Below are 13,848 nucleotides of genomic sequence, written 5' to 3'. Positions count from 1 at the left end.
AGGTGTCTACCAAACAGGGGTCAGGTCCGTTCGCGCCTTCCCACCCCTCTGGCGGTGCGCCGAAAGCTGGGGCGCCTGCCTGATGAACCTGCCGCAACGCTTCACCAAACGCCCGCGCTGCAGCAGCACTCGGTCGCGCCTGCGCTACTCGACGCGTACTAATCGTCGAACCTGTCAGCCCCGCAACTTCCACCACGACGTCCTTTCTTGCGGCTGCTAACCAGCGCAGGCCCGCGGCCTCTGCCTCGGCTTGATCAGCTCGTGCTACTGACTTGGTGAAAACATCCATGCTCCCCAGCATAGAAAAAGGCCGCCTCTGCGAAAGAGACGGCCGATAGTGGAGCTAACGGGATTCGAACCCGTGACCCCCACACTGCCAGTGTGGTGCGCTACCAACTGCGCCATAGCCCCTCATACGAGGTGCAACCTTTAAGATTGCAACTCGTATCAATATATCCGCTCCCCATTCACTCACCAAATCGCGAGTTGGGGCGCTAAATTTACTTCTCAGTAACGATGTTGACCCATTCCATGATGGAGGTCTTGTCATCCTCCGGAATGTCCTTGCCGTCCTTGATAATGCGCGGCGAGGATACGCTGCCGGTTTCCTTTTCAAGCTTTTCGTAGTTCGAGGTCACCAGCGGGTTTCCTTCACCAACCGGGGCTTCCTCAATGGCCTTCACCGTGGCATCATCTGCGCCCAGTTCCTTCGCGGCAGCAGCGAAGTCTTCCATCTCCCACTTGTTGTACACCTTGGACTGGTTCTCCATGAGGTACTTACGCAGGTTCCAGTAGAGCGTGGCGTCACCGGTCTTTGCTACCTGTTCCATCGCAGCAGCGGCCTTGGAGGAGTGGCCCGTGTTGGACTTGATGCTCTCCAGGCCGTTCGGGCTGCCGTCGAGGAAGTTGAGGGTGCGCACGTGCACGACGAGCTCGCCCGCATCAATCGCATCCTTCATCTGCTCGTCGGTTTCCTTCGCCAGGTCACCACAGTGTGGGCAGGAGTAGTCCTCGTACAGCTCTACTTCGGTTGCGTCCTTTGCGGCATCCGCAGACTTGAAGGTTACCGCATTGTCCGCGAGGGAAATCTCCATGGAGACATCCTCGGCCGCGTAGTCCCCCAGCGCATCGGTCTGTGCGCCTCGCCCTTGGTAGACGATGTATCCGATGACCACGGCAATAATAACCAGCAGAACAGCGAGGCCCCAGACGAATCCACTATTGCCTTTGGAGTTGGGGTCTTTGACTGTACTCATTAAACAACCTTGCCTTTATGACTTAAGTTCGAACAGATGAAAAGCCTACACACCGTTGTTAAGGGTGCAATGCAAATTTGGTGAAAGGACGCTTGATCGTCCACACCATTAAGACAGAATAGAAGACATCACGCAGCAGTGTCATCATGTAGTTCATCACTTGCGCGTCCTCATCAGGGCTAACGGAGAAACACCCGCAGTCAATCCCGAGTCCCCGCGCCCATGCCTGCGCGATGCCGATCATGAATAGAACGAGGACAATCTGCCCCACCCACGCCGATTGCCGAAGGAACAGCCCCAACAGGAGCAACAGGCCGCCGCACACTTCAAGCGGGCCAATCAGATAGGACAAATAGTGGGACCACTCTGGGGTAAAGATTTCATATGCCTTGATGCTTTGCGATACCGCGAGCTGGTCCGACAGCTTCGACGCTCCCGCTTTAATCCACACATAGGCCATATAAAATCGCGCAAACGCACTGATAACGTCCAGCACAAGCGTTGCGCTGATCTTGTTTTTAAACACGGGATTAGCCTAACAAGTTACGGGTGGAGAGCGTAACGACGATACGGGCGCCAGATCGTCCACGCGGTGAGGATGAGGAAGAAAGCGTCGCGAAGCAGCGTCAGTGCGTAGTTCATGCCTTGGCTCACGTCGTTGGGGTCGTAGCCAAAACACCCACAATCGATGACTAGCCCACGCGCCCACGCCTGAGAAATTCCCACCATGAACAGGACCAGGACCACCGCAGCGACTGCCGACGCCTCCCTCAAGAACAGGCCCAACAACAGCAGCAGCCCTCCAACGATTTCAAGCGGCGCAATGAGGAAGGCCAAGTACTCAGACCATTCCGGGGTGAAGATGCCATAGGCCCGGATGGCCTGTGCCATCTCCATCCGAGCGTCCAGTTTCTGTATGCCGGCGATAATCCACACGGCGGCCATGCCGAATCGGGCGAGTGCGCTGGACAGGTCAAGCACCGAGGTGCGTTGTGCGGTTGTCATAAACCATTAGCCTAAGCTCCGAGAACCTGTGACACCAGCGCCTGCGCCTCTTCCTGGACCTGCTTGAGGTGTTCTTCGCCACGGAAGCTCTCGGCATAAATCTTGTACTTGTCTTCCGTGCCGGACGGGCGCGCGGCGAACCATGCGTTTTCCGTCGTCACCTTCAGGCCACCGATCGCCGCGCCGTTGCCCGGCGCTTCGGTGAGCTTGGCGACGATCTCCTCGCCCGCCAGCTCAGTGGCCGTGACCTGCTCCGGAGAGAGCTTCTTCAGGATCGCCTTCTGCTCGCGGGTAGCTGGCGCGTCGGTCCGCGCATAGGCCGGTGCGCCGTACTTCTCTGCCAGCTCCGCGTAGCGCTGGGACGGGGTTTTACCCGTCACCGCCAGGATCTCGGCGGCCAAGAGATCCATGATGATGCCATCCTTATCGGTGGACCACACAGTTCCGTCGAAGCGCAAGAAGGAGGCACCGGCGGATTCTTCGCCGCCGAAACCTAGGGAGCCGTCGACAAGCCCCGGCACGAACCACTTGAAGCCCACCGGCACCTCCACGAGCTCACGGCCCAGGCTGGCCACGACGCGATCGATCATGGAGGAAGACACCAAGGTCTTGCCCACCCCGGCCTCACCCCACTCGGGACGGTGGCTAAATAGGTACTCAATGGCCACAGCCAGGTAGTGGTTCGGGTTCATCAGACCCGCATCCGGGGTGACGATGCCATGGCGATCGGAATCCGCGTCGTTGCCCGTAGCCAGGTCGTACTTGGAGCGGTTCTCCACCAACGAAGCCATAGCGTCCGGGGAGGAGCAGTCCATGCGGATCTTGCCGTCAGTATCCAGGGTCATGAAGCGGAAGGTGCCGTCTACCTCGGGATTTACCACCGTCATGTTGAGCCCGTAGTGCTCGGCGATGGCCGCCCAGTAGTCCACCGAGGCGCCGCCCATCGGATCCGCGCCGATGCGCACACCGGCCTTTTTAATGGCCGCCATGTCCACCACGTTTGCTAGGTCAGCCACGTAGGAGTCGAGGTAATTGTGCTTGACGCAGCGCTCATCGAGCACGCCGTCAACCGGCACGCGCTTGACGCCCTCCAGCCCAGCGCGCAGGTAGTCGTTGGCCTTGGCTGCAATCCAATCGGTGGCATCCGTGTCTGCTGGGCCGCCCGTCGGCGGGTTGTACTTGAAACCACCATCACGCGGCGGGTTGTGGGAGGGAGTGATCACGATGCCATCGGTGCCCGGGTTGGTCAGGATGGCGTGGGAGACTGCCGGGGTCGGGGTGTAGCGGCCGCGGTCATCCACACGAACCTCCAACCCATTGGCAAGGAGAACCTCGAGGGCGGAGACCATGGCGGGCTCGGACAAAGCGTGGGTATCGCGGCCGATGAAGATGGCACCCGTGGTCCCCTGCTCAGCGCGGTAATCCACGATGGCCTGGGTAATCGCCAAGATGTGGGCCTCGTTGAAGGCGGTATCCAAAGCGGAGCCGCGGTGCCCGGAGGTGCCGAAGGAAACCTGCTGGTCGGGGTTATCAGCGTCGGGGGTGCGGGTGTAATACGCGGTGACTAGCTCTGCAATGTCAATGAGATCGGAAGACTGGGCTAGTTGGCCGGCGCGCTCGTGTGCCATGGTGGTTTCCTCCTTGGGGATGTGGATACACCCTAAGCTTGCCTGCTTCACGCTGGTTTCGCATCCCAATTAGGATGGTGCCTATGCCACAGATCCTTCTTGTGGGCTGCGGGGCCGCGCTCGGGGCGCTGGCCCGCTTCGGCCTTTCTTCGCTTCTCGGGGGTGGCGCTCTGCCGCTGCTGCTCATCAACGTTCTCGGCAGCGCTGTTATGGGCTATGCCAAACCCCCGGCATTCTGGGGCACAGGTTTCTTAGGCGGCTTCACCAGCTTTGCTGCCTTTGCTTTTCTCACCTCCGGCTTCGACCCGGCGCAGGCAGGGGCCTACGTGTTGGCGACGGTCGTCGGCTGCACCGGGGCCTACCTCATGGGTGACCGCTTGCAGGATCGGAGGCACGCATGATTCTCTCCATCCTGGCCGTACTCGCCGGTGGCTTTGTCGGCGGCTGCGGGCGCTACCTGCTCACCCGCGTGCTGCCCTCCCCCACGTGTACCTTTGCCGCTAACCTCATTGGCGCAGCCGTGGCGGGCGTGGCCTACGGCTATGCCACGCATGCCCACACCCCCGAGTATTTTCTCCCCCTGCTAGCAGCCGGACTCGCTGGCGGGCTATCCACGTGGTCCACGCTGGCCAAGGAACTGGGAGAAATGATAAAAGCCAAGCGCTGGTGGCGCTTGGCGCGTTATCTCTTCTGGACCATCGGCCTGGGAATCGTGGTGGCCTGGCGCGGGGCGTGGGTAGGTTCGCTTCTCGCCTAACCTACCTAGCACGCCCCTGTCTGCACTAGTCAGCGATGGCGTCCAACGGCGGGGTCTTCGCCGCGCGCTGCGCCGGCCACAGCGCTGCCAGCACACCCACGATTCCGGAGCCCACGAACATGACCGCGAGCATCAGCCACGGCACCGTCGCCGAATCGAGGCCTTCGTCGGACAGCACGGAGATGAAGGACCATCCCATCCCCAGTCCCATGAGGATGCCCATGAGCGCACCAAAGAGGGCAATCTGTACCGATTCCACGGTGATCATCGTGCGAATCTGGCGGCGCTGGGTGCCCACCGCGCGCAGCATGCCGATTTCTTGTCGGCGTTCGATCACGCCCAGCGTGAGGGTATTGACAATGCCCAGGACCGCGATGACCACGGCAAGGGCCAGCAGCGCATAGAGGATCGTGAGCATCTGGTCAATCATGCCGGCAGCCTCGCCGGCGTACTCCTCACTGGTGCGCACCTGCACCACGACGAAGTCCTTGACGGACTTCTCCAGGTTGGCGCGCAGCTTCTCCTTGTCATAGCCTTCCTCCGCGTTCACGGAGACCACCGTGACGTCAAGGCTACCGGGGTCAACGACCTCTTCTGCCGCAGACTTGGACACGGCCAGACCCGGAAGCATCTCAAAATGCTCATACGTGCCAAGGAGCTTCACCTGCGCGGTGCGGGAGGGATCCGGGCCGGCCATCTCATAAGACTGACCGACTTCCCAACCATGCTCCGCAGCCAAGCCAGCCTCGGCGATGAAGCCAGGCTCCTCGCCCGTATTCACGGCACCGTCCACCACAGTCAGGTTGAGCATGTCATCGGCGTTGCCATCGATGACCTGGCTAATCAACATCTCCGGGCCATAATTCATCGAAGCCTGGCCATCCACCTGTAGCGGCGCAGTACTCATCGCTACGACCTGGCCAGCGCCCTCAGTATCGCGGGCACGCTGCGCCGTCTCGTTCGGCGTCGGGAAGCTTCCGGACGTCGGACCGGACAGCAAGAAGTCTGCGCGGGCATCCTGTTCGACGGCATCGGCAACCGAGGCCTTCATCGTCGCGCCCAACATGCCGATCGAGGTCACCAGCGCCACCCCCAGCATGAGGGCGAACGCGGTAGCCGCGGTTCGGCGCGGGTTACGCGCCGAGTTCGTCGACGCCAGCTTGCCCACCGCGCCAAAGGGCGCACCAACCACGCGGCCGATCCCCGGAACGATAGGCAGGGAGATGGCCGGGCCGGCGAGGAAGAAACCAAGGATGAGGTTGAGCGCACCGAGGCCCACGAGGGAGGCGCGGATGCCTGTGGAGGCATCGATAAACACTCCAACGAGCGCGAAGATGATGCCTAGAACGAGCAGCAACCCGCCCAGAACGCTGCGCACGAGCAACGAGGAACCAGCCGCGGACTCGGTGGAGCGCATGGCTTCCACGGGTTTCACCGCACCCGCCCGGCGCGCCGGCGCCCACGCGGAAATGATGGTGACCACGGCACCCAAAAGCAACGGCACGACCACTGCGCTGACGCTCAGACCCAAACCGCCGCCCATGGGCATGTCCTTGGCGGCAAAGACGGCCTTAATGAGCGCAACCAGGCCCATGCCGGCGACCACGCCCACGGCAGAACCCACGAGGCCCACGATGAAGGCCTCCGTCACCACCGAGCGCGTAATCTGACCACGCGAGGCGCCGAGTGCACGCAGAAGCGCGAACTCCTTGGTGCGCTGGGCCACAATCATTGAGAAGGTATTCGCAATGATAAATGTGCCCACCAACAGCGCAATGAGGCCGAAAGCGATGAGGAAGTAGTTGACGAATTTCAGGGCAGAGGAAATCTGATCCGACAACTCATCGGCCAGCTTCTGGCCGGATTCCGCCTTAACCTCGAAGGTTTCATTGAGGTGCTCCACGAGGGCATCGGCGTCGACGCCCTCGGCCGCCGCGACCTTCAACTGGGCAGAATTGCCATAGCGCTCGACGAAGGCCTCGTGCCCCATGAGCAAGGTCAGGCTGGGGCCTTGGTCCACTGCAGGCTTGACGACGCCCACGACCTTCACCTCATCACGCTGGTCCGGGTGGACCACGAGGAGGGTATCGCCGACGTGGATACCGAACTCTTCGGCGGCGGAATCATTAATGAGGACTTCGCCGGTCCCGTTCGGCTCGGAGCCTTCGACAAGCGTGGCGGGCTCACCGACGGACTGCTCCTCCGGGTAGTAAGGCTGCACGCTGGAGGTGCCCCCACCAGTTTGAAAGGCCTCGGCGTCCTTGTTCGCCACCACGACCGTCTGGCTGCTTTGCATGTTCACCGCGCGCACATCGGGGTCGGCGGCGATGTCATCGCGCATCTTTTGGTCGAGGTTGGGGCCGCCTTCTTTCTGGCTCACGGCCGCGTCCACACCGGTAAACGCAGTCGAGACAGCGGAGTCGAAGGTGCTCGACAGCGAATTAGTGAACATGAAGGAACCCGAGATGAACGCGGTGCCGAGCACCACCGCCAACAAGGTCAGGGCAAGGCGCAGCTTATGCGCGAGAATGTTGCGCACGGACACCGTGCGCATGGTGTTCTTTGTGGCCATGCTTTAGCCCTCGATTTCTGCCATCACGGCGTGGATGGACTCCATGGTTGGGTTGGTGAGTTCATTCACGAGGCGGCCATCAGCAAGAAAGACCACGCGGTCTGCGTAGGAGGCGGCCTTGGCATCGTGCGTGACGATAACGACGGTCTGACCATCCTTATCCACGGCGGTGCGCAAAATGTCGAGTACCTCGGCGGAGGAGTTCGAATCCAGGTTGCCGGTCGGCTCATCGCCGAAGATGATCTCGGGGCGCGAAACTAGGGCGCGCGCGCAGGCCACGCGCTGCTGCTGGCCACCGGAGAGCTCTGCTGGGCGGTGATTCAAGCGCTCGGACAAGCCCAGGCGGGAAGTGACCTCATCGAACCACTCTTTATCCACCTTGTTGCCAGCGATATCGGTGGGCAGCGTGATGTTTTCTGCCGCGGTCAGCGTGGGCACCAGGTTGAAGGACTGAAAGATGAAGCCCAGGCGGTCGCGGCGCAGGGCCGTAATATCCTTGTCGCTGAGCTGCGACATGTCGGTGTCACCGATGAAGGCCGAACCGGACGTCGCTGAATCGAGCCCTGCCATCGTATGCATGAGCGTGGACTTGCCGGAGCCCGAGGGGCCCATGATGGCGGTAAAAGTGTTGCGCGCGAACTCAACGTCGACGTGGTCCAACGCGGTAACTGCGGTATCTCCCTGACCGTATTGTTTGAACAGGTCGACGGCACGAGCCGCAGCAGTCATCGTTGGGGTTGTCATGGACGTGTTCTCCTTATAGATGGGGAAAGTAACGTCACCACCCTATCTTGCCCTGGGTAAGTTATGTGACGCGTGTGGTCTAAAATATGCTCCATGCGCGCATCTCTTTCCGCTCTGGAGCATTATGACCGCTGTGCCGAAGCAGCTGCAGCTCAGATCATGCGCCACTACTCCACCAGTTTTTCCCTGGCCACACGGCTTCTTCAGCCGCGGGTGCGCGTGGACATCCGTAATTTATATGCCATGGTGCGCACGGCCGATGAAATCGTCGACGCGGGACTCAATCCCCACGACGCGGCCGCGCTTCTCGACGCCTACGAAACCACCGTCCGCAACGCCCCGTCCCAGCGTTTTCACGCCGACCCGGTCGTCCACGCCTACGCGCTCTCCGCGCGGCGCTGCGGGTTCCAGGACGAACACATTGCAGAGTTCTTTGCCTCCATGCGCTGCGATCTCACGCGCACCTCCCACACAGCGGAGTCTTTTAAGACCTACGTTCGGGGCTCTGCAGAAGTCATTGGGCTGCTATGCCTGGATACTTTTTATGCCGGTGCTCCTCGGCCCGCTGGCGTCGAAGAAGGAGCAGAGCGCCTGGGTGCCGCGTTTCAGAAGATCAACTTTCTGCGGGACCTGCATGAAGACTCCACGGAGCTGGGCCGCGCTTATTTTCCTACGCTGCGTGAGCCAGACAAACTCGATGAGGAAACGAAGGCCGCCATCATTGCTGATATCCGCGAAGACTTAGCCCATGCCCGCACGGCCATGGACCTGCTTCCTCTGAGCTCCAGGGTGGGGGTAGCCGCAGCGGCGGCTCTTTTCACGGAGCTTACGGATCTCCTCGACACCACTCCTGCGCACGAGATCATGACTACCCGTGTCAGTGTGCCCGCCGCGCGGAAAGCTGTCCTCATCAGCCGCGCTGCAGCACACGCGGCAAGGAATAAGGGTTAAAGAACATGGGCAAACATGTTGTTGTCATCGGCGCTGGTATTGCAGGACTTGCCACCGCAGCCTTGCTGTTGCGGGAGGGGATGCGGGTGACGGTCGTCGACAAGCAACGCAGCGTTGGTGGGCGCGCGGGAAGCCTGGCTGTGGATGGCTTCCGTTTCGATACCGGCCCCTCGTGGTACCTCATGCCGGAGGCCTTCGATGAGTTTTTTCGGGCCTGCGGCACCAGTACCGAGCGCGAGCTGGACCTAGTAGACCTCTCCCCTGCCTACCGTGTTATCAACGAAGATGGCGCGGCCCTAGATATAGAAACGGGCGTGGAGAACGTAGCAGAGCTTTTTGAATCCCTCGAGCCGGGCGCAGGCGAGCGCGTGCGCGCCTACTTAGCGCGCTCCTCCGATATCTATGCCGTGGCGCTAAGCAGCTTTTTGTACACCACGTTCTCCCACCCCACGCAGCTTCTCAGCAAAGACGTCCTCACCCGACTGGGCACGCTCGCGCTGCTGCTGACTCGTTCGCTCGATGCGCTGGTGGCCGCCCAGTTTAAGGATTACCGCCTGCGCCAGGTGTTGACATACCCCGCGGTGTTTCTCTCCACCGAACCGAAGGCCGCGCCGGCACTGTACTCCTTGATGAGCCACACGGACTTGGTGGAGGGCGTGCGCTATCCGCAAGGGGGCTTCGCGGCCGTTGTCGACGCTATCGCCCGGCAGGCAGCCGGCGCCACCTTCGAGCTTGGCACGGCAGTGGTAGCAATCAACCACGCGCACGGGCGCGCGACGGGCGTCACGCTTGACGACGGCCGCACGATCCCCGCCGATGCCATCGTCTCCGCCGCCGACTTACACCACACAGAAACCGCGCTGCTTCCCACGGACCTGCAAACGTATCCGGAACGCTACTTTGCCCACCGTGACCCTGGTCTGGGTACTGTCTTAGTCTTCCTCGGCGTGAAGGGTGCCCTTCCGCAGCTGGCACACCATACACTGCTATTCAGCACAGACTGGACCCCCGATTTTAGGGCCGTCTACCACGGCCCTGAGCCGTTGCGGCCACTGGGAGCTTCGGAGTCTATCTACGTATCCAAGACATCCGCGACGGATCCTGGCGTAGCTCCGGAAGGCTACGAGAATCTCTTCATCCTCGTCCCCGTTCCGGCAGAGGAATCCTACGGCCATGGCGATGCCTACGGCGCTGCGGAATCTCCCCGCGTGGGCGCCATCGCCCGCGCCGCCGTGGCGCAGCTAGGGGCTTGGTTGGGGATTGAGGATCTGGAGGACAGGGTCGTCGTCAAGCGCACGCTCGGCCCCGCCGACTTTGCCGAGCAGTACAATTCCTGGTCCGGCGGCGCCGTGGGCCCTGCACATACGCTGCGCCAGTCCGCATTTTTTCGGGGCCGGAACCAATCCCGTAAGCTGCCCAATCTGTACTACGTCGGTGGCACCACGGTGCCGGGCGTGGGCGTGCCGATGTGCCTTATTTCTGCACACAACGTCCTCACGCGGATGCGCGAACAGTAATTAAGCGTCGAGCTCAAGGGCTGCAGGCCTACCGTTACGTCTTACCTTCACTGTTACAGGGTGACCGCCAAAAAGATAGCCATCATCAAACTCCACGCTGAGAGTCCCACGTTGGGGAACCTCGACGGCAACGGGAGTGAGTTTGGCGTATACGTCGCTGGTAGTGAGTTCCGGCGCCGGGACGCTGTTGCCCTCGGACAAGGCGACGTCGTGGCGCCAACGGTTGGCGGCTCGGAGGGCCTTTGCAGCAGCAAAGCCCTGGACCTCATCGAGGAACTCGGCACTGAGGACCTTGTTGATCACGGTGAGGGGTGCCTTGAATTTTCGCTTGAGATTCGTACTCTCCGCGAGAAGAAGCTCCTCCGCTTCATACACGATGCTGATATCAACTCCGAGTTCTTCTGCCCTGCCTTCGAATGTATTTGTACGGCGGTCGAGCACTAACGGGCCGAATGTGGAATCAAGCTCTACCGGAACGTCAATCCGAGCAAGGAGCTGCTCCATGGCTGCGTCGGCTACATCTGGAAGAATCTCCCAGATATCGACATAGTGTTCTTTACTCCTCTCGTGGAAGTGGTGGCTACCCCGAGCATGAAACACCCTGAAAGGCTCAAGTTCTGTAATTTCACGCGGGTCCCACAGCGTTTTTCCTGCGACTGTCTGGAAGAGCTGCGGATAGCGCACGGCGATGTCACCAGTAATCAGCTCTCCTTCTGGCAGCAACTTTAAAGCAACTCCAGGCAAGCTCATGAGCTGAATGTGCGTTTTATCCTCAGCGTAGGGATCATCGCTCACCGACTTCTTCGGCGTGTCTGCCACGACGAAGAGAAACTCTGCCTCTTCGAAGCTCAGTAGCGTTTTAACAACGTCATGGTCCGAAAATTCACGGTAGAGGGAAAGCATGCCGCAATAGTACATCTGCGAAAAGGCCGTGCAGCGCTGCATAGCGTAGTCTGAGGAGGTTGACGTCGAGTGGAAAGGCGAAGCGATGGCAGAAACTATTGAGCAGGCCAGCGAGACCGTAGAGGCGTGGCTGAAGCAAGAAGACGCCATCGATCCTAAAAAGGCCCCTCGCCTCCAGGAGCTCTTAGCCCACGTTCCCCGTCAAGAACTCATCGCAATTGTGGAGCGCCAGAACGCTCTCCGCGCTGCGTTGGCATTGAGACTGCTGCCGCGGGAAAAGTCCATCGCGGTCTTTGATGCGCTTGATGCAAAGCACCAAGCGGACATCATCGACGAATTGGGCAACGCCGATGTCTACGAATTCTTCGACGAGTTGGATCCCGAAGACCGCGTGGCGCTCTTGGATGAGCTGCCCGCCGAGATCGCGGATCGCCTCCTCCGCTCGCTGACCCAGACCCAGCGCGACGTGACCGGAGTGATCCTTGGATACACGAAGGGATCCGTTGGGCGTCGTATGTCGCCAGAGGTGGCCGATATCCACCCGGAAATGAGCATGGAAGAAGCCCTGCGCACCCTCCGCGACAACGCCGATGAGCTAGAGACCATCTATACCGTTCCTGTAACGCGCAAGGACCGGCGCTTGGTGGGCGTCGTTAGCCTGCGCGAACTCTTCACTGCTGAGCGTGGCATCCTCATTGAGGACATCATGAAAGAGCCGGTGTATGCATACGCAACTGCCGACGCCGAGGAGACCGTCCGCTGGTTCTTGCCACTCGACATGCTGGCGCTGCCGATTGTGGATGATTCACACCGCCTCGTCGGTCTTCTTACGTGGGACGATGCCACGGACATCATGGAAGAGGCGGACAGCGAGGACTCGGCTCGTTCCGGCGGTACGGAAGCTCTCCAGCAGCCGTACTTGTCGACGCCCCTTCTCAAGCTCGTCCGCTCCCGCATTCTCTGGCTGCTCGTTCTCGCCGTATCGGCTCTGTTGACCGTGCGGGTTCTCGATTCCTTCGAGGACACCTTGGCCAAGGCAGTTGTACTGTCTCTGTTCATCCCTCTGCTCACCGGCACGGGCGGCAATACAGGAAACCAGGCAGCTACTACTGTGACCCGCGCGCTCGCGCTTGGCGACGTCCGCACGCGCGACCTCTTGGCAGTCATGTGGCGGGAATTGCGCGTCGGAATGTTGCTCGGCGCCGTACTGGGGCTGGCCGGTCTTATCTTGGCGACGGTCATCTATGGCCTCGATATCGGCCTCGTCATCGGCTCCACGCTGTTTCTCATTTGTTCGATGTCCGCGACTGTTGGTGGTCTCATGCCCATTGTGGCTAAGACTGTTGGCGCGGACCCTGCGGTCTTCTCTAACCCATTCATCTCTACCTTCTGTGATGCAACGGGCTTGATCATCTACTTCTTCATTGCAAAGTCCGTCTTAGGAATCTAACTGGATACAGAAGAGTGTCCGCGAAGCCGTACGAGGACTGCTACGTGACAAATAGGCACGCTCCCCAATCTTTGGTGCGAATTGACAGCCACTAACCGCCCTGAGCGCCCGCGCACAATCCTTCGCTTATCCCGCAAGCAGTCCAATTGCAAGGTTAATAGCAGCGTGCAATATTGCGCATTCAATGACGCTTCCCGAGCGGTATCGCACCACTCCCAGGATCCACCCGCAGAGAAACTGAACCGGAAGTATGGGCCACAACTGCGCATCGAAGCTCAACAACATCAAATGAGGCAGAAGAAAAACTCCCGCTTGGAGCGTGTTACCACCCCAGAACCCCCAGGATCGAAAAAGTAAGCCGCCAACAAATCCTCGGAAAAACACTTCCTCGCCTATAGCCCTGAAAATGACAGCAAGGCTTACCCCTTGAGACAGAACCACCCCCGGTATGGCCAGACTAGCCGTCGATACAAGACGGATACCAGCGTATCCCATTCCAATCAGCACGGGGAAAAGGATGATGCCTAGTACTACTGTTTGCCAACTTCCCAATCGCCAACCCACATTTGCCCGAGCTTGAGAAACCCCAATTCTCTTGCGCTGAAAAATGATATAAAGCACTGAAGGAACGAGAAACAAAAGGAATTCAAACATCTTCTCCGTACCCTAATCCCGGACCGGGTTGGCTACTTAGCCAGAAAACTCGGTGCCCAGTTTACAATTCTGTGTGACGACAAGACGCCCTAGCATAGGTGGGGGAACTCATACTTCCATCGCCCTTTCGCAGTAGTTAGGAATTAGGCAGCTACCCGGGTGGGTATGAGCCTTGTTTATCAGCGTTTTCAGGTGAACATGATTAGGCCCAATTGGGGTCTATTGCCGCTATGGGCTAGTGTGCGCGTGTCCAGGACCAGAAAGTGCAGACGTGTTAACGCATGCCGGTAATGCTGGCAAAACGACGGAGAAGCCCGTCACCGTTGAGTTGTTGCTCAAAGGTGACGGGCTTGTTGTATTGAGTTGTTGTTTGTTGTTTAATGTCGGCGGTTTCTTACTCTCCCACAACCT

General features: G+C 59.9%; 13 protein-coding genes, 1 tRNA gene and 1 pseudogene. 5 read left to right on the top strand and 10 right to left on the bottom strand.

Going from position 1 to position 13,848, the window contains the following annotated elements:
- The 6 genes and pseudogenes from HMPREF2743_RS12360 to pgm form a co-directional block, all read right to left on the bottom strand.
- Positions 1 to 289, bottom strand: a pseudogene (locus tag HMPREF2743_RS12360) (fructosamine kinase); the annotation flags it as partial.
- A gap of 49 nt (positions 290 to 338) precedes the next feature.
- Positions 339 to 411: transfer RNA gene (locus HMPREF2743_RS04550), tRNA-Ala, on the bottom strand.
- An 89-nt stretch (positions 412 to 500) separates the two neighbouring features.
- Positions 501 to 1,256, bottom strand: a complete 756-nt coding sequence (locus HMPREF2743_RS04545; RefSeq protein ID WP_070525671.1) for a DsbA family protein — start codon at positions 1,254 to 1,256, stop codon at positions 501 to 503.
- A 58-nt stretch (positions 1,257 to 1,314) separates the two neighbouring features.
- The gene (locus HMPREF2743_RS04540) at positions 1,315 to 1,782 is read right to left on the bottom strand and encodes a MauE/DoxX family redox-associated membrane protein (protein WP_070446099.1); all 468 of its coding nucleotides are present in this window, start codon (positions 1,780 to 1,782) and stop codon (positions 1,315 to 1,317) included.
- A gap of 17 nt (positions 1,783 to 1,799) precedes the next feature.
- Positions 1,800 to 2,261 carry a MauE/DoxX family redox-associated membrane protein gene (locus HMPREF2743_RS04535; RefSeq protein WP_070525669.1) on the bottom strand — a complete coding sequence of 154 codons (462 nt, stop codon included), beginning with the start codon at positions 2,259 to 2,261 and terminating at the stop codon, positions 1,800 to 1,802.
- Positions 2,262 to 2,272: 11 nt separating this feature from the next.
- The gene (gene pgm, locus HMPREF2743_RS04530) at positions 2,273 to 3,889 is read right to left on the bottom strand and encodes a phosphoglucomutase (alpha-D-glucose-1,6-bisphosphate-dependent) (protein ID WP_070525667.1); all 1,617 of its coding nucleotides are present in this window, start codon (positions 3,887 to 3,889) and stop codon (positions 2,273 to 2,275) included.
- An 83-nt stretch (positions 3,890 to 3,972) separates the two neighbouring features.
- Here pgm and HMPREF2743_RS04525 point away from each other — a divergent pair, with 83 nt between their 5' ends.
- Together HMPREF2743_RS04525 and HMPREF2743_RS04520 are read left to right on the top strand one after the other, a co-directional pair.
- Positions 3,973 to 4,290, top strand: a complete 318-nt coding sequence (locus tag HMPREF2743_RS04525; protein WP_070743540.1) for a fluoride efflux transporter family protein — start codon at positions 3,973 to 3,975, stop codon at positions 4,288 to 4,290.
- Positions 4,287 to 4,646, top strand: a complete 360-nt coding sequence (locus HMPREF2743_RS04520; protein ID WP_070446091.1) for a FluC/FEX family fluoride channel — start codon at positions 4,287 to 4,289, stop codon at positions 4,644 to 4,646. The genes HMPREF2743_RS04525 and HMPREF2743_RS04520 overlap by 4 nt, the downstream gene beginning before the upstream one ends.
- A gap of 25 nt (positions 4,647 to 4,671) precedes the next feature.
- On the opposite strand, the gene HMPREF2743_RS04515 is transcribed toward HMPREF2743_RS04520, so the two are convergent.
- Positions 4,672 to 7,218, bottom strand: a complete 2,547-nt coding sequence (locus HMPREF2743_RS04515; protein ID WP_070818262.1) for an ABC transporter permease — start codon at positions 7,216 to 7,218, stop codon at positions 4,672 to 4,674.
- A 3-nt stretch (positions 7,219 to 7,221) separates the two neighbouring features.
- Complete coding sequence (locus HMPREF2743_RS04510) at positions 7,222 to 7,962, bottom strand: ABC transporter ATP-binding protein (RefSeq protein WP_010191300.1); 741 nt, start codon at positions 7,960 to 7,962, stop codon at positions 7,222 to 7,224.
- A 93-nt stretch (positions 7,963 to 8,055) separates the two neighbouring features.
- Between HMPREF2743_RS04510 and HMPREF2743_RS04505 the strand changes: the two genes are divergently transcribed.
- Both HMPREF2743_RS04505 and crtI read left to right on the top strand, forming a co-directional pair.
- Entirely contained in the window at positions 8,056 to 8,913 is an 858-nt protein-coding gene (locus tag HMPREF2743_RS04505; protein ID WP_070525661.1) for a phytoene/squalene synthase family protein, read from the top strand.
- Positions 8,914 to 8,918: 5 nt separating this feature from the next.
- Positions 8,919 to 10,430, top strand: coding sequence for a phytoene desaturase family protein (gene crtI / locus HMPREF2743_RS04500; protein ID WP_070818261.1), 1,512 nt, complete (start codon positions 8,919 to 8,921; stop codon positions 10,428 to 10,430).
- On the opposite strand, the gene HMPREF2743_RS04495 is transcribed toward crtI, so the two are convergent.
- Positions 10,431 to 11,333, bottom strand: coding sequence for a DUF2262 domain-containing protein (locus tag HMPREF2743_RS04495; protein ID WP_246818705.1), 903 nt, complete (start codon positions 11,331 to 11,333; stop codon positions 10,431 to 10,433).
- Between the two features lie 85 nt (positions 11,334 to 11,418).
- On the opposite strand from HMPREF2743_RS04495, the gene mgtE reads away from it, so the two are divergent.
- Complete coding sequence (mgtE, locus tag HMPREF2743_RS04490) at positions 11,419 to 12,783, top strand: magnesium transporter (protein WP_070525657.1); 1,365 nt, start codon at positions 11,419 to 11,421, stop codon at positions 12,781 to 12,783.
- Between the two features lie 126 nt (positions 12,784 to 12,909).
- Here mgtE and HMPREF2743_RS04485 read toward each other — a convergent pair whose 3' ends face one another.
- Complete coding sequence (locus HMPREF2743_RS04485; RefSeq protein ID WP_070525655.1) at positions 12,910 to 13,437, bottom strand: CPBP family intramembrane glutamic endopeptidase; 528 nt, start codon at positions 13,435 to 13,437, stop codon at positions 12,910 to 12,912.
- Positions 13,438 to 13,848: the final 411 nt, after the last annotated feature.

The sequence above is a fragment of the Corynebacterium sp. HMSC036D02 genome (genome assembly GCF_001836165.1).
Classification (GTDB): Bacteria; Actinomycetota; Actinomycetes; order Mycobacteriales; family Mycobacteriaceae; genus Corynebacterium.
The sequence above is the reverse complement of the archived record's forward strand: the minus strand, read 5'-3'. Positions and strand labels throughout refer to the sequence as shown.

What these genes read in the sequence shown, in the direction of transcription:
- HMPREF2743_RS04545 (WP_070525671.1), bottom strand. Translation starts at nt 1,256, where the DNA reads ATGAGTACAGTCAAAGACCCCAACTCCAAAGGCAATAGTGGATTCGTC.
- HMPREF2743_RS04535 (WP_070525669.1), bottom strand. Translation starts at nt 2,261, where the DNA reads ATGACAACCGCACAACGCACCTCGGTGCTTGACCTGTCCAGCGCACTC.
- pgm (WP_070525667.1), bottom strand. Translation starts at nt 3,889, where the DNA reads ATGGCACACGAGCGCGCCGGCCAACTAGCCCAGTCTTCCGATCTCATT.
- HMPREF2743_RS04525 (WP_070743540.1), top strand. Translation starts at nt 3,973, where the DNA reads ATGCCACAGATCCTTCTTGTGGGCTGCGGGGCCGCGCTCGGGGCGCTG.
- HMPREF2743_RS04520 (WP_070446091.1), top strand. Translation starts at nt 4,287, where the DNA reads ATGATTCTCTCCATCCTGGCCGTACTCGCCGGTGGCTTTGTCGGCGGC.
- HMPREF2743_RS04515 (WP_070818262.1), bottom strand. Translation starts at nt 7,218, where the DNA reads ATGGCCACAAAGAACACCATGCGCACGGTGTCCGTGCGCAACATTCTC.
- HMPREF2743_RS04510 (WP_010191300.1), bottom strand. Translation starts at nt 7,962, where the DNA reads ATGACAACCCCAACGATGACTGCTGCGGCTCGTGCCGTCGACCTGTTC.
- HMPREF2743_RS04505 (WP_070525661.1), top strand. Translation starts at nt 8,056, where the DNA reads ATGCGCGCATCTCTTTCCGCTCTGGAGCATTATGACCGCTGTGCCGAA.
- crtI (WP_070818261.1), top strand. Translation starts at nt 8,919, where the DNA reads ATGGGCAAACATGTTGTTGTCATCGGCGCTGGTATTGCAGGACTTGCC.
- HMPREF2743_RS04495 (WP_246818705.1), bottom strand. Translation starts at nt 11,333, where the DNA reads ATGCTTTCCCTCTACCGTGAATTTTCGGACCATGACGTTGTTAAAACG.
- mgtE (WP_070525657.1), top strand. Translation starts at nt 11,419, where the DNA reads ATGGCAGAAACTATTGAGCAGGCCAGCGAGACCGTAGAGGCGTGGCTG.
- HMPREF2743_RS04485 (WP_070525655.1), bottom strand. Translation starts at nt 13,437, where the DNA reads ATGTTTGAATTCCTTTTGTTTCTCGTTCCTTCAGTGCTTTATATCATT.